Annotated in this window: 23 protein-coding genes; 12 read left to right on the forward strand and 11 right to left on the reverse strand. The window is 37.4% G+C overall.

The window, feature by feature from the left end; all coding sequences use genetic code 11:
- A complete protein-coding gene (locus CLV99_RS09120; RefSeq protein WP_133584203.1) occupies positions 1–1,521 on the forward strand; it encodes a hypothetical protein in 1,521 nt (506 codons plus the stop codon).
- 259 nt (positions 1,522–1,780) lie between these two features.
- On the forward strand, positions 1,781–2,932 hold the full coding sequence (locus CLV99_RS09125) for a TlpA family protein disulfide reductase (RefSeq protein ID WP_133584204.1): 1,152 nt from the start codon (positions 1,781–1,783) through the stop codon (positions 2,930–2,932).
- 142 nt (positions 2,933–3,074) lie between these two features.
- Here the strand turns inward: CLV99_RS09125 and CLV99_RS09130 are convergent, their stop codons facing one another.
- The 3 genes from CLV99_RS09130 to CLV99_RS23395 form a co-directional block, all read right to left on the reverse strand.
- Positions 3,075–3,308 (reverse strand): DUF1456 family protein, encoded by a 234-nt coding sequence (locus CLV99_RS09130; RefSeq protein WP_133584205.1) that lies wholly within the window; start codon positions 3,306–3,308, stop codon positions 3,075–3,077.
- Positions 3,309–3,633: 325 nt separating this feature from the next.
- Complete coding sequence (locus CLV99_RS23390; RefSeq protein WP_246032722.1) at positions 3,634–3,960, reverse strand: hypothetical protein; 327 nt, start codon at positions 3,958–3,960, stop codon at positions 3,634–3,636.
- A gap of 27 nt (positions 3,961–3,987) precedes the next feature.
- A complete protein-coding gene (locus tag CLV99_RS23395) occupies positions 3,988–4,338 on the reverse strand; it encodes a zinc-dependent metalloprotease (RefSeq protein ID WP_246032723.1) in 351 nt (116 codons plus the stop codon).
- Between the two features lie 181 nt (positions 4,339–4,519).
- Between CLV99_RS23395 and CLV99_RS09140 the strand changes: the two genes are divergently transcribed.
- Positions 4,520–4,801, forward strand: coding sequence for a helix-turn-helix domain-containing protein (locus CLV99_RS09140; RefSeq protein WP_133584206.1), 282 nt, complete (start codon positions 4,520–4,522; stop codon positions 4,799–4,801).
- 1 nt (position 4,802) lies between these two features.
- Positions 4,803–6,059 carry a type II toxin-antitoxin system HipA family toxin gene (locus CLV99_RS09145; protein WP_133584207.1) on the forward strand — a complete coding sequence of 419 codons (1,257 nt, stop codon included), beginning with the start codon at positions 4,803–4,805 and terminating at the stop codon, positions 6,057–6,059.
- 515 nt (positions 6,060–6,574) lie between these two features.
- Here CLV99_RS09145 and CLV99_RS09150 read toward each other — a convergent pair.
- Together CLV99_RS09150 and CLV99_RS09155 are read right to left on the reverse strand one after the other, a co-directional pair.
- A complete protein-coding gene (locus CLV99_RS09150) occupies positions 6,575–7,975 on the reverse strand; it encodes a TlpA family protein disulfide reductase (protein ID WP_133584208.1) in 1,401 nt (466 codons plus the stop codon).
- A 171-nt stretch (positions 7,976–8,146) separates the two neighbouring features.
- Complete coding sequence (locus CLV99_RS09155) at positions 8,147–8,548, reverse strand: ORF6N domain-containing protein (protein WP_133584209.1); 402 nt, start codon at positions 8,546–8,548, stop codon at positions 8,147–8,149.
- Positions 8,549–8,822: 274 nt separating this feature from the next.
- Here CLV99_RS09155 and CLV99_RS09160 point away from each other — a divergent pair, with 274 nt between their 5' ends.
- Entirely contained in the window at positions 8,823–10,004 is a 1,182-nt protein-coding gene (locus tag CLV99_RS09160) for a hypothetical protein (protein WP_133584210.1), read from the forward strand.
- A gap of 285 nt (positions 10,005–10,289) precedes the next feature.
- On the forward strand, positions 10,290–10,733 hold the full coding sequence (locus CLV99_RS09165; RefSeq protein WP_133584211.1) for a hypothetical protein: 444 nt from the start codon (positions 10,290–10,292) through the stop codon (positions 10,731–10,733).
- A gap of 11 nt (positions 10,734–10,744) precedes the next feature.
- On the opposite strand, the gene CLV99_RS23315 is transcribed toward CLV99_RS09165, so the two are convergent.
- The 6 genes from CLV99_RS23315 to CLV99_RS09195 all read right to left on the reverse strand — a co-directional run bounded on the left by CLV99_RS23315 (position 10,745) and on the right by CLV99_RS09195 (position 16,544).
- Positions 10,745–11,386, reverse strand: coding sequence for a DUF1016 N-terminal domain-containing protein (locus CLV99_RS23315; protein ID WP_211348484.1), 642 nt, complete (start codon positions 11,384–11,386; stop codon positions 10,745–10,747).
- A 509-nt stretch (positions 11,387–11,895) separates the two neighbouring features.
- The gene (locus tag CLV99_RS09175; protein ID WP_211348486.1) at positions 11,896–12,411 is read right to left on the reverse strand and encodes a GNAT family N-acetyltransferase; all 516 of its coding nucleotides are present in this window, start codon (positions 12,409–12,411) and stop codon (positions 11,896–11,898) included.
- Between the two features lie 4 nt (positions 12,412–12,415).
- Positions 12,416–13,183 carry an MBL fold metallo-hydrolase gene (locus tag CLV99_RS09180; RefSeq protein WP_133584212.1) on the reverse strand — a complete coding sequence of 256 codons (768 nt, stop codon included), beginning with the start codon at positions 13,181–13,183 and terminating at the stop codon, positions 12,416–12,418.
- A 322-nt stretch (positions 13,184–13,505) separates the two neighbouring features.
- Positions 13,506–14,516, reverse strand: a complete 1,011-nt coding sequence (locus CLV99_RS09185; protein WP_133584213.1) for an ABC transporter permease — start codon at positions 14,514–14,516, stop codon at positions 13,506–13,508.
- Positions 14,467–15,477, reverse strand: coding sequence for an ABC transporter ATP-binding protein (locus tag CLV99_RS09190; RefSeq protein ID WP_133584214.1), 1,011 nt, complete (start codon positions 15,475–15,477; stop codon positions 14,467–14,469). The genes CLV99_RS09185 and CLV99_RS09190 overlap by 50 nt, the downstream gene beginning before the upstream one ends.
- Before the next feature lie 209 nt (positions 15,478–15,686).
- On the reverse strand, positions 15,687–16,544 hold the full coding sequence (locus CLV99_RS09195; protein ID WP_133584215.1) for a COG1470 family protein: 858 nt from the start codon (positions 16,542–16,544) through the stop codon (positions 15,687–15,689).
- A 221-nt stretch (positions 16,545–16,765) separates the two neighbouring features.
- Here CLV99_RS09195 and CLV99_RS09200 point away from each other — a divergent pair, with 221 nt between their 5' ends.
- The 6 genes from CLV99_RS09200 (at position 16,766) to CLV99_RS09225 (ending at position 21,524) form a co-directional block, all read left to right on the forward strand.
- Positions 16,766–17,230 carry an SRPBCC family protein gene (locus tag CLV99_RS09200; protein ID WP_133584216.1) on the forward strand — a complete coding sequence of 155 codons (465 nt, stop codon included), beginning with the start codon at positions 16,766–16,768 and terminating at the stop codon, positions 17,228–17,230.
- A 10-nt stretch (positions 17,231–17,240) separates the two neighbouring features.
- Positions 17,241–17,918 (forward strand): MarR family winged helix-turn-helix transcriptional regulator, encoded by a 678-nt coding sequence (locus CLV99_RS09205; RefSeq protein ID WP_133584217.1) that lies wholly within the window; start codon positions 17,241–17,243, stop codon positions 17,916–17,918.
- A 123-nt stretch (positions 17,919–18,041) separates the two neighbouring features.
- Positions 18,042–19,532 (forward strand): phytoene desaturase family protein, encoded by a 1,491-nt coding sequence (locus CLV99_RS09210; protein ID WP_133584218.1) that lies wholly within the window; start codon positions 18,042–18,044, stop codon positions 19,530–19,532.
- Positions 19,533–19,535: 3 nt separating this feature from the next.
- Positions 19,536–20,372, forward strand: coding sequence for a phytoene/squalene synthase family protein (locus CLV99_RS09215; protein WP_133584219.1), 837 nt, complete (start codon positions 19,536–19,538; stop codon positions 20,370–20,372).
- On the forward strand, positions 20,369–20,821 hold the full coding sequence (locus CLV99_RS09220) for a sterol desaturase family protein (protein ID WP_246032725.1): 453 nt from the start codon (positions 20,369–20,371) through the stop codon (positions 20,819–20,821). The genes CLV99_RS09215 and CLV99_RS09220 overlap by 4 nt, the downstream gene beginning before the upstream one ends.
- 4 nt (positions 20,822–20,825) lie before the next feature.
- Complete coding sequence (locus tag CLV99_RS09225) at positions 20,826–21,524, forward strand: lycopene cyclase domain-containing protein (protein WP_133584220.1); 699 nt, start codon at positions 20,826–20,828, stop codon at positions 21,522–21,524.
- The last annotated feature ends 2 nt before the right edge of the window (positions 21,525–21,526 follow it).

Genomic DNA, 21,526 nt, shown 5'->3' on the forward strand with positions numbered 1-21,526 from the left:
ATGAAGCGCGTATTACTTTTTTTCGTAAGCATTTTGGTAAGTGTCCACGTAGTTTATTCACAGCAGGACCTTCGTGTTAGATCCGATTGTAAAGAGTTGGAGGGAGCCTTTGCCTGGGCTAAAGAAAAAGCACTTTCTTTTGTCGTGACGGGGCAGCGCGGACCAGTAGATATTTACAAAGAAGACCAGATTTCAGATACCGTAGACTATATCCCGTCCTATTGGGCGGGATATCCACTGCGGACAGCTTTTTATTCTCGTGATTTTTGTCATCAGGTAATTGGTGCACATCTATTAGGTTTAGAGGTCGAGAACTTTACGATGATGAGAGCTTTTGCACAATCCGCCGATGCCTCTAAAAGGTGGTTCCCGTTATGGGCTATAAATTTTGACGGTTCCACCTATAAGTTAGATTATCGCAGTAGTAACAATTTTGTTCGGGAGATCCCGGCAGTATTTGAGCTAGTGGAAAAGAACCTCGAACTCTATCGATGGACCTCCGATCATCGTTATTTGAATGACCCCCATATATGGGAGTTCTGCTCGAAAGCAGTTTCCGAATTCATAACACTTCACGACGGAGATTTTAAAAACGGTGTTGCAGAAAGTACAGGTACTGGAGATATCTTTGTTGGTACTGCTACATATAACGAGTATCGGGATCAAACATTAATTGAAGCAGGAGATGGTATTAGTTCACAGTACAAAGCGTTGGAATCGTTTGGTATACTGGCTCAGCAGCGTGGTGATCTTGAGCTGTCCCGGACTTATTCAAAGAGAGCGTCAGCACTAAAGACGTATTTTAATACAGATTGGGGTGTTCGTGGCAATAAAGAACTTTATAATCGGGGATATGATTTGGCCAAGAATCCCGTTGCAGGATGGGGAAATGAAAATTCGTGGTTTTTACCTATGAAAGAGATAACCGATGTAGAGTCCGTTAGACATCTCAATTATTTGGATTATATTGATGAGCAGTTGTCTTCAGCCACGGGACTTCCAAAAAATATCGAAGCGATTACCTATATACCCGAAATATTCTTCAAATATAGTCAGAACGAAAGAGGTTGGAAATGGTTGAAGCACATCATGGCGAATATTGATCAGAGACATATTACAGGAGCGCTTACCGGTACGAACGGAAATTATCCGGAAGTTTCTTTCGTTTTGATACGTAATATAGTGCATGATATGGCAGGAATCTCACCTGGCGATCATCCCAGCGTGATTCAGACCTGTTCGCATTTACCGTCAGAAATCTCCAATATTGAAATTGACGACGTAAAAGTTGGCGATGCGATATTCTCCATACGGCATGAGGGAACAGAGAACTCTACATTTCAAATGAACTCTGACGGGCCAGCGAAAATATGGAGAGCTACATTTTTAGGGAATCATAGTTATTTGACTGTAAATGGAAAGAAATTCAAGAGCAAAAAGAAAATTCTAAGAGGATATGCTATATCCTACATTGATATTAAAGTAGAAGATGATAAACCTGTTGCGGTGTCTTGTATTTGATCGATTATAAAATGTTAATAATCTAAATAAGGCTGAATATCTGTGCTCGTGATTATAATGCTTCGAGTTTACAATCAGTCAATGGGTATTCCATAGCAACGAAAGCCGTCCCGAATTTACTGCGGGACGGCTTTTTTGTTTTTGTCACCATCAAGATACAAATTTCATTTCTTTCTTAGACAATTACGAAGGTGTTCTGTCTTATACTAAAAGAGGCAGTTAATGTGCTTCTAAAGAAATCGAGAATAAAAATAAACTTATGAAAAAAACAGTTTTATTTATAGCATTTATTTTATGTGCTATAAGCCTGCAGGCACAAGTCAAAGAATATACTATCACTTCTTCCATCAAGGGGATTGAGGGTGAAGAATATGATTTAACAATTTGGGATGGTGCAAATAATGGACGTTGGGCCAAAGGCAAGGTGAGCAATGGGCAGATCTATTATAGAGATACAACTTCCGTACCTTTGATGATTCGCATTTTTTTAAAGAACAAAGGGCTTTACAAAAGTGTAGGTCGTGGAAGTATTCCTGTCAAGAGTCAAGGTATTTGGCTGGTCGTTATGCCCGGTGAAAAAGTGCAGTTAAAAGGTCATCTTTCTGATTTTGCCGAAGTGTATCCACAGGGAGGTAAAGAAAACAAAGTGTTAAGCGAACTGACCAAGGCTTATCATCCCTTGTTGAATAAAGCGGTTAACATAGAGCTTCACTTAGCCCTGAATGAGGGTAAGGTAACAGCTGCTGAAGAAGCAAAATTAAGGCAGGGGCAAGAAAACTTAAATAGTGCAGCCCAGAAAGTGATGGATACCTTCTTAGAAAAGTACGCTTCCTCGATAGCAGGATTGTATTATATTGAGGATATGTTGTTGCGCGAGAATATCTCGGTTGAATTTGCCGAAAAATTATTACCAAGCGTTACTGCAAAATATAGAAATACCAGTTTCTATAAAAAAGTAGCTAATCGCGTAGAAGGTAACAAGTATACTGTAGGTAAAACCATTTTTACTATTTCCAGCAATAATACGTACGATGGCAAAGCTTTTACGGCCGATAGTTGGAAAGGGAAGTTTTACCTGATTGATTTTTGGGGATCTTGGTGTGGCCCTTGTATGGCCGATGTTCCAGATTTAAAGAAACTACGTGACGCCTATCCAGACAAGTTACAGGTACTGGGCATTGCATCCGACAAAGATACACCATGGCGCAAAGCTGTCGTAGAGCATGATTTGAACTGGACGCAGATTCTGAACGGTGCTGGTGAGCAGGATTTTGTATCCCGTCTCAATGTAGCTGGTTTCCCGACCAAGATATTGGTTGATCCCAATGGCGAGATTGTCTACCGTAGTACAGGTGGGGGAGAGACCTCTTTTCAAAAAATGGCTGAAATAATTGAAAACTGGAAGAAATAATCTGTTTTTCATTAAAGAGCCGTCCCGAAATCAATTCGGGACGGCTCTTTTTATCGTAAGATGTTTTATTTGTAGGCACTCCAAAGATTGAAGCGCCATCAGAGGGTAAGGCTTTCTTTTATTAAGTTAAAAGTCCATCAGCCTATGACTTCGAATTATTTCTAGGACCACGTTTATATATGATTAGTCCGTTAAGGAAATTTCGGAGCAATTGATCGCCACAGGGTTTAAAATTGGGATGGTCATCTTTACGGAATATTGCCCCCAGCTCCGTTTTTGTTACTCTAAAGTCTACTAAGGATAATACCTCAATAATATCGTCATCTGTAAATTTTAAAGCTACACGCAGCTTTTTCATAATATCATTATTACTCATACTGTAAAAGTATGAAATATCCATGTATACTGACTGCACAAACACGAATTGCCGCTAGGCAGCACGTATACCATTTACAACAAAATGTGTATAATATAGTTTGGGTATTCCATCTCGAAATAAGTTGGTGGTCTTTAATAGATCATTTAAAGTCCTATTCGATTATCAAAAAAAATACCTGAAGCGGGGAGCTTCAGGTATTTTTAACTAACCAATTATTAACCTAAATTATGAATACTCATATAACGGCAATATCTATACCGATAGTATTTCATATCTCGATATTAACAAAAAAATAACAAAATATTTTTTTAAAGAATAGCATCTATTTATTAGTTGTTTTAAATTGTGAAATCCGGGATAGCAACTCCTGATAGTGTCTCTTTTCAAATCCCGATTTACGATTTGCATACTTAGCAATGACTTTTTCTAGTTTATCTAGCTCTTCTATAATCAAGATACGCATATCCGATAGGTTTGGATTGTATGGTGTAAGACCTGTAGATGCGTAGGAGGTCTCTTGTACAGGTTTGTCCAGCTTCAGCAATACGCCGAGTCTATCTACATATGCACGTTGAAGGCCGCGATTGAAAATAGTATTGGCTGGAGCATTGAATATCTGTTTACGAACATCCTGCAATAGATTTTGCATGGTGTAAGCCGAGTCTCCATTTTTGTATTAATTGTCCAGCATGCGTACAAAACTATAGGTATCTAGCAATGATGTGAGTACCTGGTTTTGTGCTTCAATAACTTTATTAACCATAATACCATAGTCTATACGAGATAAAATATTGCTATCCAAGAGCCAGTACGGCGTTTCAAAGACTTGACGGTTAATGAAATGAACTGCCCGTTTTTGTTTCTCTTTAGCTACGTATTTAAAAACCAGTCCCTCCTCACTCATAGTTTTGATATCTTCAGTCATTCCTCCGATGATGTTGTTATCCTTTATCTTTCCATTTATAGATTGTTTAAAGCTTTCTCTATGGCACTCCAAACATTGAAGCACCAGCAGAGGTGTTTCCATAGATTAAGAAGAGCAATTTCTTTGCCATAATCCTCTCTTTTTTGTGGCTGCGTTAGCCCCCTTTTTATTTATCGGTTATAGTTTTCAAGACGTTATTTTAAGGTGTTAGTAAAGTTGTGTTTAATATTTTGTTTGTTATTTCAAACAAAATTATTATTTTTGTTTGAAATAACAAACATTTATGAGAAAGCAGCCTGTGTTACCCAAGTTTCAAGCTATATTGGAACAGATGGGCGAGAATATCAAACTTGCACGGAAACGCCGTAAGTTGACTGCTGTGCAAGTAGCAGAGCGAGCAGGTGTTGCACGTTCTACCTTGTATCTTATCGAAAAAGGTGATACTAGTGTCGCTATGGGGGCATATTTCAATGTATTACGTGTATTAGGTCTGCAAGATGATTTCTTAAAATTAGCAGCAGACGATGTTTTCGGACGTAAACTTCAGGATTTAGATTTGTTGTAAGATGGCGGTAAATAAAACAGATATATACGTTTATACGGATTGGACAGGTCTATCGCAACCAACATTTGTCGGTATTTTGTCAGCCCATCAAGCTAAAGGTCGTAAAGCCTTTAGTTTTGAGTATGATAAAGAATGGTTAAAGAGAAAGGAACAACGCTTAATTGATCCTGACATTCAATTTTACTCGGGACAACAATTCCCAAATAATAAAGAAAATTTTGGTGTTTTTCTAGATAGTATGCCTGATACATGGGGGCGTACATTGATGAAGCGTAGAGAAGCTCAACTTGCTAAGATAAATGGAACGAAAGCCAGAACTTTATATGATATCGATTTTCTTTTAGGTGTTTATGACGAAACCAGAATGGGAGCTTTTCGTTTCAAGCTTGATCCTAATGGTGATTTTTTAGATAATGATACAGAAAAATCAACACCACCATGGTCAACGGTTCGTGAATTGCAACAAGCCGTCGTTCATTATGAAAATGATGAAGAAAATGAAGCTATTAATAAATGGTTAAAATTGCTTATTGCTCCTGGTTCATCTTTAGGGGGTGCTAGGCCAAAAGCTAATATTCTGGATGAAAATAATGAATTATGGATAGCGAAGTTCCCTTCAAAAAATGATACCATAGATAAAGCTGCGTGGGAATTTTTAACCTATAAGCTAGCTATCAATGCTGGCGTGGAAATGGCAGAATGCCGCATGGAAAAAGTTAATGGTCAATATCATACTTTCTTCACTAAACGATTTGATAGGGTCGGAACAGATCGAATTCATTTTTCATCGGCTATGACCATGACAGGAAATAACGAAGATACAATTAGAGATAATCCAGCAAGTTATTTGGATATCGTTGAATTTATCCAAGATAATGGCTATCGTGTTGATGAAAATTTGGCTCAATTATGGCGTAGAATTTCGTTCAATATAGCTGTATCTAATACAGATGACCATCTTCGTAATCATGGATTTATTTTGAATGATGAAGGTTGGCAGTTGTCACCAGCTTACGACCTGAATCCCTCTATTGACAAGGATGGATTAGCATTGAATATCGATATGCACAATAATGCATTGGATTTTGAGCTAGCAAAAAGTGTGGGTGAATATTTTCGGTTGAATGATTGTCAAATGGAAAGTATTATAGGTGAAGTTTTGACAGCTGTAAAAGATTGGGAATCCATTGCTAAAGAAATAGGTATTTCAAGGGCTGAACAGGAATTAATGAGGTCTGCATTTCGAACAGAGCATTGATACTTTGGCCAGCTTTCCATTCCTTTTCAGGACTCGCTTTTTGTCTGGCTTTGTTAACTGTTTTTGTTTTTCTCTTCTTTTTGTTTTATCTGTTTTGGTTTTCTTCTGGAGTTGGCCCGTTAATGAAAGCTCTATTTTTCTTTCTTTTTTCCGCAAGAGGTACCAAGCCTATAATAGAGCGCTCGCTATCTCGATAGTATTAACTGTTGCCAATTCATAGCTACTCTAAGATACAAAGTATTATGCTGATTTAGTTGGCTATTGGGGCACTACAAGCATTGTGACGCCAGCCTGAGGTGGCGGAGAGACCTCTTTTCAGGCAATGGCAACGATAATCGAAAACTGGAAGAAATAGTCCGTTTTATTTAAAAAAGCCGTCCCGAAGTCAATTCGGGACGGCTTTTTGTTGTAAGATGTTTTATTTGTAGGGACTCCAAAGATTGAAGCGCCATCAGAGGGTAACTTTGGTAATGTTAAGCGATTGATATCAAGTAGTAAACATTCAAATTGGGGCATTATTTTTCCGCTAATAGCAACAATTGTTCATAAGCATCTTTCGGCCTATTTGCATTTTTATTAACTATAGTTCCATCCTTGTCTATAATGACGTAATGAGGTATCCCCGAAATTTCAAATAATTCAGTTACTTCTTTTTCCAACGCTTTATCTACTAAAAAATGTTCCCCCTCAATTTTTAATTGATTTCTTGCCTGCATCCAGGTTTGCTCATTGTCGTTATAGCCAAAATAGATAAATGCAACGTCTTTTCCTTTTAGCGAATCTTTTAAACGCTTTGCATTTGGCATTTCAGCTCGACAAGGACCGCACCAGCTTGCCCAAAAGTCAATGTATAGTACTTTACCTCTATATTTACCGAGCGTTTTATTAAGTAACGGGTAATCTGCAATATTTTGTGAGACATCAATCTTCTGCAAGAAATCTTGCCGACAGCTGTCTACTAACATTTTTAATTTTTTGGAGGTGACCAGTTTTGAATACTGCTCATAATAACTTTTATAAGCCTCTTCCTCAAGTTTATTTAAATATGTACACATTACTCGAGTCAGATAAGCTTCCCTAGTCAATCCACATAACTCTTTTTTGCCAAGCTCTATTAAACTATCGATTGGAAAATCTCGACCGGGTTGATCACTTGCTGCAAGGTAAAATATGTATATATCAACATATTTCATGTAGGTTGGATTCGAAACCGCTACATCGCTATTTATAACATCAGTGGTAAGAATATCAAGAGTTGCACTATCTTGAAGTTTAATGCCGTTACTGGATAAAAGGTCTTCCTGAATAGTTCTTTCGTAAGAATCATATGTATAGGTCGTTTTCCAATAGTCATAGTACGCATCCGTAAGAGGGGATTGCCTATGATAATGATTTAACCTAGCGATTACATGCGCGTTTTTTTCCTTTCTTGCTTTTAAAATTTCCTGAATATCAGAGGTACTGTTAATCGTATTGCGCATATCCTGATGGAATTGATCCATGCCATCATTTAAATAATAGATCAAATTGAAGTTTGAGGCATTGTTGCCAAATGCGACAATACCTTTCCTAAATTGATCTTCGTTTTTAAGGCTCATATCCATGTCTATGGTTAGATTTAGATCTTCCCCAGGAACCAGAAAAGCAAACCAAAAAAATGAACCAGAGGTAATTTTCCATGATCCGATTATTTCAACAGGCAAGGAGATTTCAAAAGAATTATCGGTTATTTTGGTTTCAAAAGACCTGTTAATCTTTAAGCCAGTTAAAGGATGAGTCTCTGACTGAGAGAAGGTAATTATACTATCTTTCGGATGTATTACCTTACCACTTATGTTTATGTTTTGCGCAAAACAAGTTAAAAACAGACAGTTATAAGCGATAAGGATTAAAATAATAGGATTAAATCGGTACATGTGTATTATTGGTTATTAATATCTTGAGTTATTTCTTCCACGTATATACGTAATATTATCTAAAAAGGAAAATTATAAATTCAAGCTAATAATTGGTTTATTGCAATTCCTTGCTTCCTTTCTGAATTCAACACATAGAGATCATTTAATATGTAGGTTTTCTTTTTTGCTTTATTTTCCTCCGACCTTAAATCCGATTTCACCTTTTGAGTTCGGCTTTGTAGGGGGGCTTTCTTCCTTCTCCTGCAAGCGGTCGATGTATTCGAAGAGCAATTCGATATTCTGATCGTGGCCTTTCTGTTTCTTAGTGATTTGTTCTACAGCATATTTGATTTTGGCAATTTCTAGTTTGGTCTCGGCGTTCTCTACGATTAGTTGCCTCATAGGTGTGAATATCCGAATGGTTTGAATATTTATTACTACGGCTCTGTCACTGTTTAGTACACTTGACAACATAGCCACGCCCTGCTCCGAAAACGCGAAAGGAGTTGCAGGGCTGTATTTAGCCCCATTAGGTAGGTTATCACAGATTTTGATAAGCTCACGCCATTCATCTTTGGTGAGTTGGAACATAAATTCCACAATTCAGAATATCATTGCAGTTGCAACCGATTGTGTGAAGTTTTTAGAGTTGTTTCGCTATCCACAAAAAATACTTTACTAAGTATAGAATTTATAGATAACTAGTTATATTAGTAGTAAATTTAAAGAAATACACATATAGGTTTGGCTTTACGAAACTACAGCGTGTTTTGTTTCGTAAAAAACAATGTTAGCTGCAACCCAATTTGATGAAATAGAACATTCATAACAATTCCAATTTTGTTACTTTATCTATGAGAAAACAATGAAAAAATATATTACTTTTTGCTTATTAATATTAGCTCTTTCGTCATTTTCTCAGCAGAAAAATGACATTATTAAACAATCTACATATTATTTTTCGTTTGATTCAACAGCAAATTTCAACGGAATTGGAGCCGATTTTCTAAAAAATAAAATTCGTGAATCGCAATTTTTCCTAATTGGAGAACAACACGATATACATTCAATCGAAACATTAATTAGCTCATTAATTCCTTTGTTTAAAGAATATGGTTATAATCACTATGTCACAGAAATAGGATCGATAGCAGCTAAAAAGCTTATTGAACTAAACGAAAATTCAACTCCCCTAAAATCGTACTATTCGAAATATTCATCTCAAATAAATCTGCCACCTTTTGGCTTTTTCAGCACCAAAGAAGAAGAAAAAACAATTCAACAGTTGAATAAATACGGAATTAATCTCTATGGAATTGATTTTGAAAACTATGCATCTTACCTGTCTTTAATTGATGAACTTTATCAAAATTCCGACAAGGGAAAGATCCCTAAAAATCTCTATAACAAAGTTTATTCTTTTGTAGAATCTGAATACAGGAAAGGAAAAAACAACTTCAACCCCGATTTAATGAATAAACTCTTAAATTCAAATGAGTTGAAAGAATTTCTATTTCTTGCAAAAAATCAAATCAACAATCCCATTATTTCGCAATTTGAGTTATCCTTAAAAATAAATCATCAATTAACATTAGGTTTTTGGCAGCGTAGAGTTGACAATATGAAAAGCAACTTTATTAAATATTACAATATTCAAAGTGCTAAGGAAGATTCCGTAAAAGCATTTGTTAAACTTGGAGCTGTTCATACTGCTAAAGGCACGAGTTTTAGTGGAAATTTAGAGGTTGGAAATCTGATATATGAATTGGCTAATGTAAATCAATCAAAATCATATTCTATTATAATTTTCCCTAGATACATTTTAAATGAGGAAACAGGAGAAATGAAGGATTTAGTAGAAGAAGATGAAAAAGATCTTTTAAAATATGCCTTTACTGACCAATGGACTATTATCGATTTGGATAAACTAAAGGAATTAAGCATTCAGCATAGTATTCAGTTGAGTAAAAATATTGTTAGTTATATTCAAAAATACGATGCTATCGTTATACCTCCTGTAACAAAATATTCCGAAAAAATATATTAAAACGGGCAGCAGCTAACAAGGTATTGCCAAAATCGGGACTGAAATCTAAAATTTAACATTTGTGCTATCAAAAAAAATACCTGAAGCGGGGAGCTTCAGGTATTTTTAACTAACCAATTATTAACCTAAATTATGAATACTGATATAACGGCAATCTCTATGCCGATAGTATGTTCTATCTATTTGTTAACAAAATTTTAACGAAGCGCCTTTTCAATGAACATTTTTTTAAGTTAAATTCTTATATTAGAAAATAGCTGGTTTAAAAACTTAAAACACAAATCTATGCGTATTTCGTTAATCTCCTCTCTGTTTTTTACGCTCGTATTTCTTTCCTTTAAAGGCATCGCACAATCAAAGATTCCCTATCTGAACGTTTCCGATATGAGTGTGGAGCAAGTGTATGATCATCTTAAGTCATTTTTGCTTGATAATGATTACTTTGTAAATAGTATGGATAGCAATCAGGCATTTGTCCAAGTTAAAATAAATCCTACGGGCAAAAGTATTTTTAAAAGAGCAGTCAGGAATACCATAAATTTTTTTGTAGTACCAAATGGTGATACAGGAAGTAAAATCCGTTTACAGATTAATTCCGAAATATTAGACTGGAATGGCAATGTCGGCAATTCTTCTCATTACTATAAGGATAGTGGCATACTGAAGGCAGAAAGTTCCGAATATGATGATATTATTTCGCGACTTAAGGATTTTTATGATCAATTATGATTTTTTTTCAACTAACGGGCATCCGCCATGATCAGTTTTTTAATCAAAGAAATCTGACCTAGGTGATAGTAGCTATGTTCAATAACTCCTTCAATATTTTGCAAATAGGTTCCGTACTTTTCATCAATAAAGATTTGGTCAAAAATATCATCTTTCATATGTAGTACGAGGTGACTGAACGATAATTTTGAAAGGATGTCGGTGGGTAATATCAAATGTTGATTCTCTTGATCAACTTGGGTTTTCTGTACTAGATTGAATTCGTCAGACAGCGTCTGACGAATTGTATCCATCTTATTATTAGTGGTTTGAAGTTTATTAGTCAATGGCTGACGAATTTCAAGAACGTCTATATGACTAATTTTGATTACAGATTTTATACCCGAATCCAAGTGAGGATAAGCTGTGTAAAATAGTCTACAAAGTTTCAGATTAGTTTCCGAAAGTCCTTTTATTTTAAGAGATTTTGCTAGTTCAGGCATCAATCGGTCACCATACCTCGCCCGGTCTTCACCATTCTGCTCGAATTCGACAATGTATAAACCAATCAACCAGTTACGCAGGGGAAGCGATTGGTTTACTGCTTTTATAGCAGAGAGCTGTAGCTCCTCGTGTGTACTCTGTATACTATTGACTAGTTTTTCGAATTCCATCAGAATAAGGTTTTCAAAAGGTTAATAACCAAGTTCAAATATTTAACTTACACTAAGTTAATAAATAAAATGATGGACTAAAAATGTTAGTATCTGCATTGCTCATAAAGGTAAGTTATTGGATAGGAACAGCTCTTTTCTCAATCAATTTCCAAATCTAGCATATGGGACTGAATGAAGTCCTAGGCGAAAGAGCTATACAACAATAGTTGAATAATCCTAGAAAGCGATTCGATATCCTAACACTAAGCTTCGTGGTAGAACCTTTTACAACTCGTCATGTACATGGGCAAAAAAAATACCTGAAGCGGAGAGCTTCAGGTATTTTTAACTAACATTATGAGAGTAACTCCTAATAGAACCAATCAGAAAATGATGCTCAATTATTTTAGGTTAGCGGATTAATAATGCTCAAAATAATACTTCGGTAGTATTCTCCCTTAAGAGATATCTACCGAAGTATAAAGGTCTTTTAGGTATTGCATATTACGTTCGGCAATATACATCGGTTACTTTTTTAAGTTAATTTCAAAGAGACTCACTGTAGCTTTATCGTAATGTGCCGGAAGTCCTTCCGTATTTTTCAGTTTCAGAGGACCTAAATAGTCAAAGCCACATTTGCCATAGTACGCAATCAGTTTTGTGTTTTCTCCTACAGTATCCATTCGTATATATTGCTTTTTGTTTTCCGACGCATAACCTTTCGCCCAATTCACAATCTGTAACACTAGGTTCTGACCTCTAAAATCAGGATTTGTCGCTATCCTATGGATATACATGGCAGCATCTCCATTTCGCTCTTCCCAGATTTGAGGATCGTCAAATGTCGTTGCGAAGATACAGGCTGTCTTACCTTCTATCTCTATTTTCCATTGTCGTTTTTCTTTGATTTCGTTTTCCACCAGATTTCGGTCAAACTCTGGCCAATGCACGGTGAATCTTGTTTTTTGAAAATCGGTTGCAATCTTATAAAGCCTGAAAATTGCTTCGATATCTTCTTTGGTACTGTTTTTTATCTGCATCATATCATCAATTGTTTTTCGCAAATGATGTAAACTCATCGATATCATGATATCCAAAACATCTAATCTCAGGATGTGATGAAAGCACGTTACGGATTCGGTTTACGCTTTCTAACCGCATTACATTGTCATCAGCTCTAGCTTCAGCTAATTTATTGATAGGGTGTTCGAGGTTAGTTAGTTCGTCACGCAAGTAATAGGCGTCAGCTATATAGAATAACCAGTGATCATTGCATTTAACTGCTATTCCACAGTGTCCCAAAGTGTGGCCAAACAGCGGTATTAAGAATATCTCTGTAGCAAGGGAAGTACATACCTTTCTCGCTTCAAAACCGAACCATTCATTAGTTGATTTAGGGTATGTTTTGACTACAGGATTGTGAAGTAGAGGTGTTTTTAGGTAACGCGGATTTCCTGAGAGATAATTTTCATATTCTTCGTAACCCACATGTACAGTGGCTTCGGGAAAGTCCGCCAGGCCCCCGATGTGGTCATTATCCAAATGGGAAATGATGCAGTCGCAAACGTTACTGGGATTCAATCCTAGATTCTTGATTTGTTGAATAGCAGTAAGCTTCTTATCAAAGCGATATCCTACCAATTCAACCAACTCACGGCCTATTCGTTCCACCGGATGGCACGTATCTAATAAGCCGATTCCGGTATCTATAAGTGCCATGTGGTCATTCTCTTTTAATAGCATACAATGTCCGCCTACATTATCTCCGTAGGGGGAGACGATTCTGACGCAATTTAAATGATGTATTTCTACCATAACAGTTCATTTTGCGATATATCGAGACTGCTTAAAATAGATTCGCCGAGAGGCGAAAATGCCAGTTTTTTACACAGTTTCGTAGATCAATACTGTAAAAATAAAGATTTTAATCCATACTTTAGAACGAATGTTCTAAAGTAGCTGTTCTTTTCGCTTCGATATAAGGCTCATCGGAAAGCTATTGCTCAAGCCCCACAGGAGATAGTAATACAGAATTTCATTCGGCAGGATGGAGTACTGCGCATTCTTGACGACTATATAAATGGTAGTAACTAGGTGCTGTCTGGACACTAGCAGCACCTAGTCCTTCCAGATTATATCATGATCTAATTTCTCGACGCATAAAAAGATAATATGACATGGCAAATATAAGCAGTGTAAACGCTATCAATCCGCTGAGCTGTGGCCATACCAACATCAGGCTATTTCTTACGGATATAGTATTCGGTATCGCAGCAACCATTTGTTCCATAGATACAGGTCCCAAACTTCTGACCGTTGGCATTAGTAATGTTGTCGAAGCATCGACGTATAGCTGGCTCGGAGATATACGTAGAATATTTAGAATTATTTCGTTATAGTAAGCTATCTTGTCGGTAGAAAGATAGTTGGGATTAGGAATGAAGGCTTTGATTGCAATATTAACCACAACCTGAAAGAATACAGTGAAGAATAGCCAGATACCAATCGCTGTCAGAGCCGAGGTGGCAGGTTGCTTAAAGCGTATTGACAATAAAATCGCAATACTTAGCCAGAACCCTATATATAGTAAAGTCATCCCGTTAAAGGCAATGATGCGAACAATCTCCTGCCACTCGATAGGGATACCACTGATGCACATAGCGTATCCGACGATTAGAAAAGTCAGTGTCAAGAATAGAACCGCGACAATTACTAGAGGCGCTAGAAATTTGGCTACAATAATATTATCTCTATATAGAGGCTGTGCCATCAGACGTATTAGCGATCCATTATTGTTTTCTGAGTTAATGGCATCAAATCCGAGACTAATACCGAGGATTGGCGCCAGAAAACTAAGGAATATATGGAATGGTGGTATCGTATCATCTGTCAATGTCAGTAACTTTAAGTAGAAAAAAGACTCACTGCTATTTTCCGAAGACGTGAATGCAGACTTAATATTACTCAGCGACGAATACATAGATGCTGTAAATGTCAATATGATCAACGTCAGCAATATCACGAACCGCCAGCTTCTGATATGTTCCGCAATTTCCTTACGCAACAGTACGCCCATTGGCGATTTGATTTCGTCAAGCTTATTTTCTTTTGAAAAACGTCTTTTTAGAGACTCTTTTAGATTTTTCATTACTTACATCTTGATTTTTTTCGTTCTTGAAATATTCGAGATAGATTTCATCCAGTCCGTAGGTCTTCTGTTCGACCCCGACCAGTCCGTATCCTTTTCCAACCACATGCTTCACCATTTCCGCAGTCTGCTCTTGGACAGATATTACTTCTAGTTCATTCCCGGTCATTATTACTTCTTGTACACCAGGCAATGATTCGATATCATATTTTAATTGCGTGGTAGCTTCTGCGCTGTTCTGGAGACGCAGCAAGGTGACATAGCCGTTTTTGTTAAATAGTTGTTTCGAAAGACTAGGGATATCACCACTGGCCAACAATTTGCCTGCGACAAATATGCCTACACGGTCACAGATCTGTTGTACATGGTGCAGGTGGTGTGAAGAAAGAAGTACCGTCAGTTGCTGTTCCTCATTCAGTTTTTTTATAAGAGCCAGAAAGTCCTTAACACCACTAGGGTCTATTCCAAGTGTAGGTTCATCCAGAATAATCACTTCAGGCTCTTTGATCAGCACATCAGCAAGACCAAGGCGTTGTTTCATCCCTCTGGAGAATGTCGTTGTTTTTTGATTCGCATTGTTTTTTAACCCTACGATCTCTAATAATTCGATTGCTTTGGCCTCGGCCTCACGCTCCGAGAAACCATTCAGCCGACCGACAAAAGAAAGGTTTTCCAGTGCGGTCATGTTACCATAAAAACCTAGGTTATCAGGTAGGTATCCAACCTTTTTTTTAACGGCAATGGGATTCCGGGTTGCATCATGTCCACATACATGAGCTTGACCAGATGTAGGTTCGCTAAGTCCAAGCAACATAAGGATAGTCGTCGTTTTACCAGCCCCATTGGGGCCTAAAAGACCGAATATTTCTCCTTTATTGATCTCAAGGGACAGGTTGTCGACAGCAATCTTATTTTTATAATGCTTGGATAACCCTCTTAGCTTTATAATAGGATTATTCATATGTATATAATTTGTCCTTTAACGGCCATATGGAATGTCCAAAGTATTTTTATCCGTATTTGTGTAGCCATTGCTACATGGATATTTCATATGTAAATAATTATTCGTGTACTTAATTGTTTTCTCGATGGAACTCATGAATGCTTCGCATTTATTTCATGATCTGACCGTGGAGAGGCCGGTTTTCCTTGAAAATGTTTTAAGTCAACTTAACGCCTCCCATACTTGCGTACCAATAGATAGATAAAACCAACTGCCAATACAATCAGTAACATCCCTATCCATCCAGTCAATAAGGAAGTTTTGACCTCCATACGGTAAGCCAGAGAAGAGTCCAAATTATTATTTTTTGCCGACACATTGACCATGTAGTCCCCGGCTATTGTTTTATCGGGCACCTTTATGTTGACCTTAATATCCTTTGTTTTGCCGGGTTCCAGTTTATCTATCTTGTCCACATCAAAACTGGATTCCCATTTAGAAGGCAATTGTGTCGAGAGTTCAATATTCTCAAGAGCTATGGTACCCGTGTTTTTTACCGTGACGAATATTTCCTTCTTACTGCCCGTAGTTGTGCTACCGCTCAGAACCTGGTTCTGGGTATATATTTCCATCTTATATGTCCCCTTTATAACCGATTCCAAATTCACGACTGTGGTATCGCCTTGGCTTATAACTTTTACCGGGACAATGTGTTTTTTAGCATCCGCTGTGTACGAAGGTGTTATTTCTATGCTCACCTCTTTGCTGGCATGTGGCTCTAGATTAATTGAAGTAACCTGCATACCCTCAGTTTTATAGGCCACAGACCATCCTGGAGGCAGCCCAGCTTGTAGCTCATAGACTTTTTCAAGTCCGCTTGGGTTGGTTATTGTACCGTTGTATCGGAATACTTCTGTAGAAGGGGCTTCCAGATTAATCAGCCGGACTTTAAAATTAGAGCTTGAGGAGCTGTTTGTTTCCTGAGCTTTTACAGGATGAAATACGGATGAGATACATGCGAGAATTAAAGCTTTTGATACAATTCCCGGCTTCAGATGTTTGGTAAAAAAGAATCCTTTAAACATGATGTAATAACTAACAATTTTATATTAATAGCTTTTAGAAAATGTCTTGAAAAAAATTATACCCTCTAGGTTTAGAGTCCAAATTTAAGTTTTGTAAAGACTTGCGTCAAGTAGAATTTTAAAATTTTGTTCTTTTCTAGGATTGATTAAAGCAGGTTTCATATTAGCTCAATATAGTATATATTTGTACTTGTTTTAGATTATTTAGTTCTTTTTTACACATGGATTATCTATTATTTAGGCAACAGCAATTATCTTGCGACATTGATACGGCTTGGGATTTCTTTTCCAATCCGCATAATCTAGCAAATATCACTCCTGATAAAATGAAGTTTGAGGTTTTGTCCGGAGGTCTTGAAGAGTCTATCTATGTAGGGATGAAGATTGATTACAGGATTGTTCCTATATTCGGGGTGCCTATGAGGTGGAGAACTAGTATAACACATGTTGACACGAAAAAGAGCTTTATAGATTTTCAAGAAAAGGGGCCGTACAAAATATGGGAGCACACCCATCAATTTACCCCGAACGAGAATGGTGTGCTTATGCAAGATAGTGTACGCTATGTATTGCCTATGGGGATTTTAGGTCGATTAGCGCATATGTTATTTGTAAGAAATAAATTAAATGAAATATTTGATTACCGACACAAGGTTTTAGAAGCAAAGTTCAACGGCCGACAATAAGTATATCATTATGAAGTACAATTTAATGAAAGATGTCATCGGGCTTTTAGAGGAGTTCGAAAAGGGATCCTCAGAAAGCGGATACCCCCAAAATATTCAAGGTTTCCAACGTTGGGTCTCGGACAAGTCCCCTAGCAATGATTTAGAAATAGAACCTTCCTGGGTAGGTAAAGAGAAAGGAAGAAGTGCCGATAGCGCCATCAGCACTATGTTGGTACATATGAACCGTTACGCAAAGAGCTATTCTAAATCAGCCATTTCAGGCTCTCCATTTTCTACGCAGGAAGAGTTTATTTACTTGATAAATTTACAGGCCTTTGGTGCGATGACTAAAATGGAGCTTATAAAACGGAATATACATGAAAAGCCTGTAGGTATGCAGACCATAAATCGTTTGATCCATCAGGGCTGGGTGAGCCAGATTGATTCCAGTATTGACAAGCGCAGTAAGGTGGTTATGATTACAGAAGAAGGCATTAAGATATTAAATGATCATATGGGCCGTATCAGACAAGCCACAAGTATTGTGACAGGTAATTTAACCAATAAGGAGAAAATGGATTTGATTAAGCTCCTAAGCAAGCTCAATGATTTTCATCATGCATTATATATGCAAAGCATTGATAATGATTTATTACTAGACGTCGCCTACCAAACGTATAAAGAAGCGCAATCTACACCGGCTTAGTTTAGGTTGCATAACTTCTTATAAAAGTTCATAAATAAACTATTTAAGTTTATTTATGAACTTTTTTTATCTTAATACGATTAATAAGGTATATTTGTGTGCTAATTTAATCGTATTAATACTATGCTTCCTATATTTCGATTTCCTAAAGTAGCCATTATCGGATCAGGTTTTTCCGGGCTCTCCGCGGCCTGTTACCTTTCTTCGTTTGGATATCCGGTAGATGTATTTGAGAAAAACAATTCCCTGGGAGGCCGGGCCCGCCAGTTTAATACGGTCTGTGGCTTCCGTTTCGATATGGGGCCGAGTTGGTATTGGATGCCCGATGTTATGGAATCTTTTTTCGCTGATTTTGGATTTTCCACATCCGACTTTTATGATTTAGAGGCGTTAAATCCTCAGTTTGAAGTCGTCTTTGATGGAGATAGCATCGAGGTTCCAGCAGATATGCAGCAGCTTCGGGATCTTTTTGAATCGATTGAAATTGGGGCAGGTAAGCAGTTTGATCGATTTATGGCGGATGCACAAGAGAAATATGAGATCGCTATGTCCGATTTCATTTACACACCTTCACTTTCTTGGATAGAGTTTCTTACACCACGGATGCTGGCAGCGTCTACCCGTTTAAATCTATTGACTTCGTTTCGTACCTATGTCCGTAAATATTTCAAAGATCCGCGCCTGCTCTCATTGATGGAGTTCCCTGTTATATTTTTGGGAGCTTCTCCCAAGGATATACCGGCTATGTACAGTTTGATGAGTTATGGCGGATACGGTTTAGGCACTTGGTATCCACAGGGAGGTTTTAAGTCTGTTGTGGATGCAATGGCTTATATAGCGGAACAAAAAGGTGTCAAATTTCATCTGGACACGGCAGTAGAAGGTATACAGGTTGACGGCGATCGCGCTATATCTTTAAACACATCACAGGGCGGTATTGAAACTTTCGAATACTTAGTTGGTAGTTCCGACTATAAACATACCGAAAGTCTACTTCCACAAGATTACCGTAATTATAATGAGGGTTACTGGTCGAAAAAGACACTTGCTCCTTCATGTCTGATTTATTATCTAGGTTTTGATATCAAGATACAGAATCTTAAACATCATACTTTGTTTTTTGAGTATGATATGGACGCGCATCTCAGTACCGTATACGATACGAAGGAATGGCCTGAAAATCCCCTGTTTTATGTCTGTTGTCCATCAAAGACAGATTCAGAAGTTGCTCCTGTAGGCTGTGAAAACGTGTTTTTACTGTTGCCTTTGGCAGTTGGTCTGGATGACCCAGAGGATATCCGGGAACAGTATCTGGAAATGATGTTATCCCGACTGGAAAAACACACCGGAGCTATTGGTTTAAAACAACACCTCGTATATAAACGGAGTTATTGTGTCAGCGATTTCCAAAAAGACTATAACGCATTCAACGGGAATGCTTATGGACTTGCAAATACACTAAAACAGACCGCTGTTTTAAAACCAAGTATTCGTAATAAGAAAGTAAAAAATATTTTTTATACAGGTCAGTTGACCGTACCTGGACCTGGAGTACCACCGTCCGTTATTTCGGGAAAAATTGTAGCCTGCGAAATCAACAAGCAAAAATTATAGATTATGAAGAAAATTTTTGACGATTTATCTTCTCAGGTGAGCAAGATAACTACTGAAAAATACAGTACAAGCTTTTCATTGGGCATATTAGCTTTGGATGCTTCGATACGCCCAGCGATTTATGCGATTTACGGCTATGTACGTTTAGCAGATGAAATTGTAGATAGTTTTCATGGGTATGACAAAAAAACACTCTTACAACGACTGAAAATAGATACAGACTGCGCCCTCAAGGAAAAGATCTCACTCAATCCCATTTTAAATGCATTTCAGGCCTCAGTACATCAGTATCGTATCGATAGGGCTCTTATAGATCGATTTTTGGCCAGTATGGCCATGGATCTGGAGCCCCTGTCATACAATGATCAGCGTTATAAAGATTATATTGTGGGGTCTGCCGAGGTGGTAGGATTGATGTGTCTCCAGGTTTTTGTAAAGGGAGATCAGCAACATTATGAAGCGCTGATGCCGTACGCTATGCGCCTTGGCTCTGCATTTCAAAAAATAAACTTCTTACGTGATATGCGCGAAGATTATTTCACTTTGGGACGTGTGTATTTCCCAAATTTAGAAATGGGTAAATTTGATGATCGTGTCAAAGCAAGCATTGAGTGCGATATTAAAAATGATTTTGTGATGGCTCTAGTTGGTATCAAGCAGCTTCCCTCTTGTGCCCGATTCGGTGTTTACTTGGCCTACAGGTATTATTGGTCCTTATTCAATAAGATTCACAAAATGTCCGCTTCTGATATAATGGCCAAGCGGGTACGTATTCCCAATAGCTATAAGTTCTCTATCATGATGGAGAGCTATTTTAAATATAAAGCAGCGGTCTTATGATGTATATAGCAATTGTCATTGGTGTCTTTATACTTATGGAAGGATTTACATGGTGCGTACACAAGTATGTCATGCATGGCTTTTTATGGTGCTGGCACAAAGATCACCATAATCCTGAGCACGATAAAAAGTTGGAGCGAAACGATTACTTTTTTGTCGTTTTCGCTATACCCGCCATTTGGTTGCTTTATATAGGAAGCAGAACTGAGCTTGGGCTCTTATTTTTTATTGGTTTAGGTATTGCTATTTACGGTATGGCCTATTTTTTCGTACATGATATTTTTATCCACCAGCGTTTAAAAATTTTTAAACACACCGATAGTCCATACCTGAAGGCCATTCGCAGGGCTCATAAGCAGCATCATAAACACCGCACCAAAGAGCAGGGGGAGTGCTTTGGTTTTTTGTGGGTTCCCCTTTATTATTTTAAAATGTACTTTAAAAAATAGGTATATGGAAAGATTCACCTACCTGGCAGTAGAGTTTTTTGCTATTATTATCTGCTTTCTATTTTCATTTCATCCCAAAATTAGATTTGACCGTTATTTCTTGACGTATTTGCAGGCCAGCATAGTAGTCGCCTTGCCCTTTTTACTTTGGGATGCCTGGTTTACAGATATGGGCGTATGGTGGTTCAATGACAGGTATATAGTAGGCTATAGAATATTAGATTTGCCTATAGAGGAGATACTGTTTTTTATCATTATCCCTTTCAGCTGTGTGTTTACCTATTTTTGTCTTACCCAATTTTTTAACCTGCGCTGGTCTCATCGAACCACTTCGGTTTTTGTAGTTTCTGCGATAGGGATATTGGCTATATTAACCATGTTGTCAATAGATAAAATTTATCCCTTCATTACTTTTATAGTTACCACAGGTACTATTATTTATTTATTTTACATTGCTCATTTTCAGTATTTTTCGGAGGCGACAGCCGTGTACGGAATACTGTTGGTCGGTTTCTTTTTGGTGAATGGCGTTCTTACTGGGACAGGGTTAGAAGAACCCATAGTAAACTATAATTCGGCTTACTTCTGGAACTACCGTATTGGTACAGTACCTGTAGAGGATGCCTTCTACGGATATACTATGATACTTTGGAATGTATATCTATTCCACAAGTTCAAGGGAAAAGGTAAGGAAATAAATTAAAG

The sequence above is a fragment of the Sphingobacterium yanglingense genome (genome assembly GCF_004363245.1).
GTDB lineage: Bacteria > Bacteroidota > Bacteroidia > Sphingobacteriales > Sphingobacteriaceae > Sphingobacterium > Sphingobacterium yanglingense.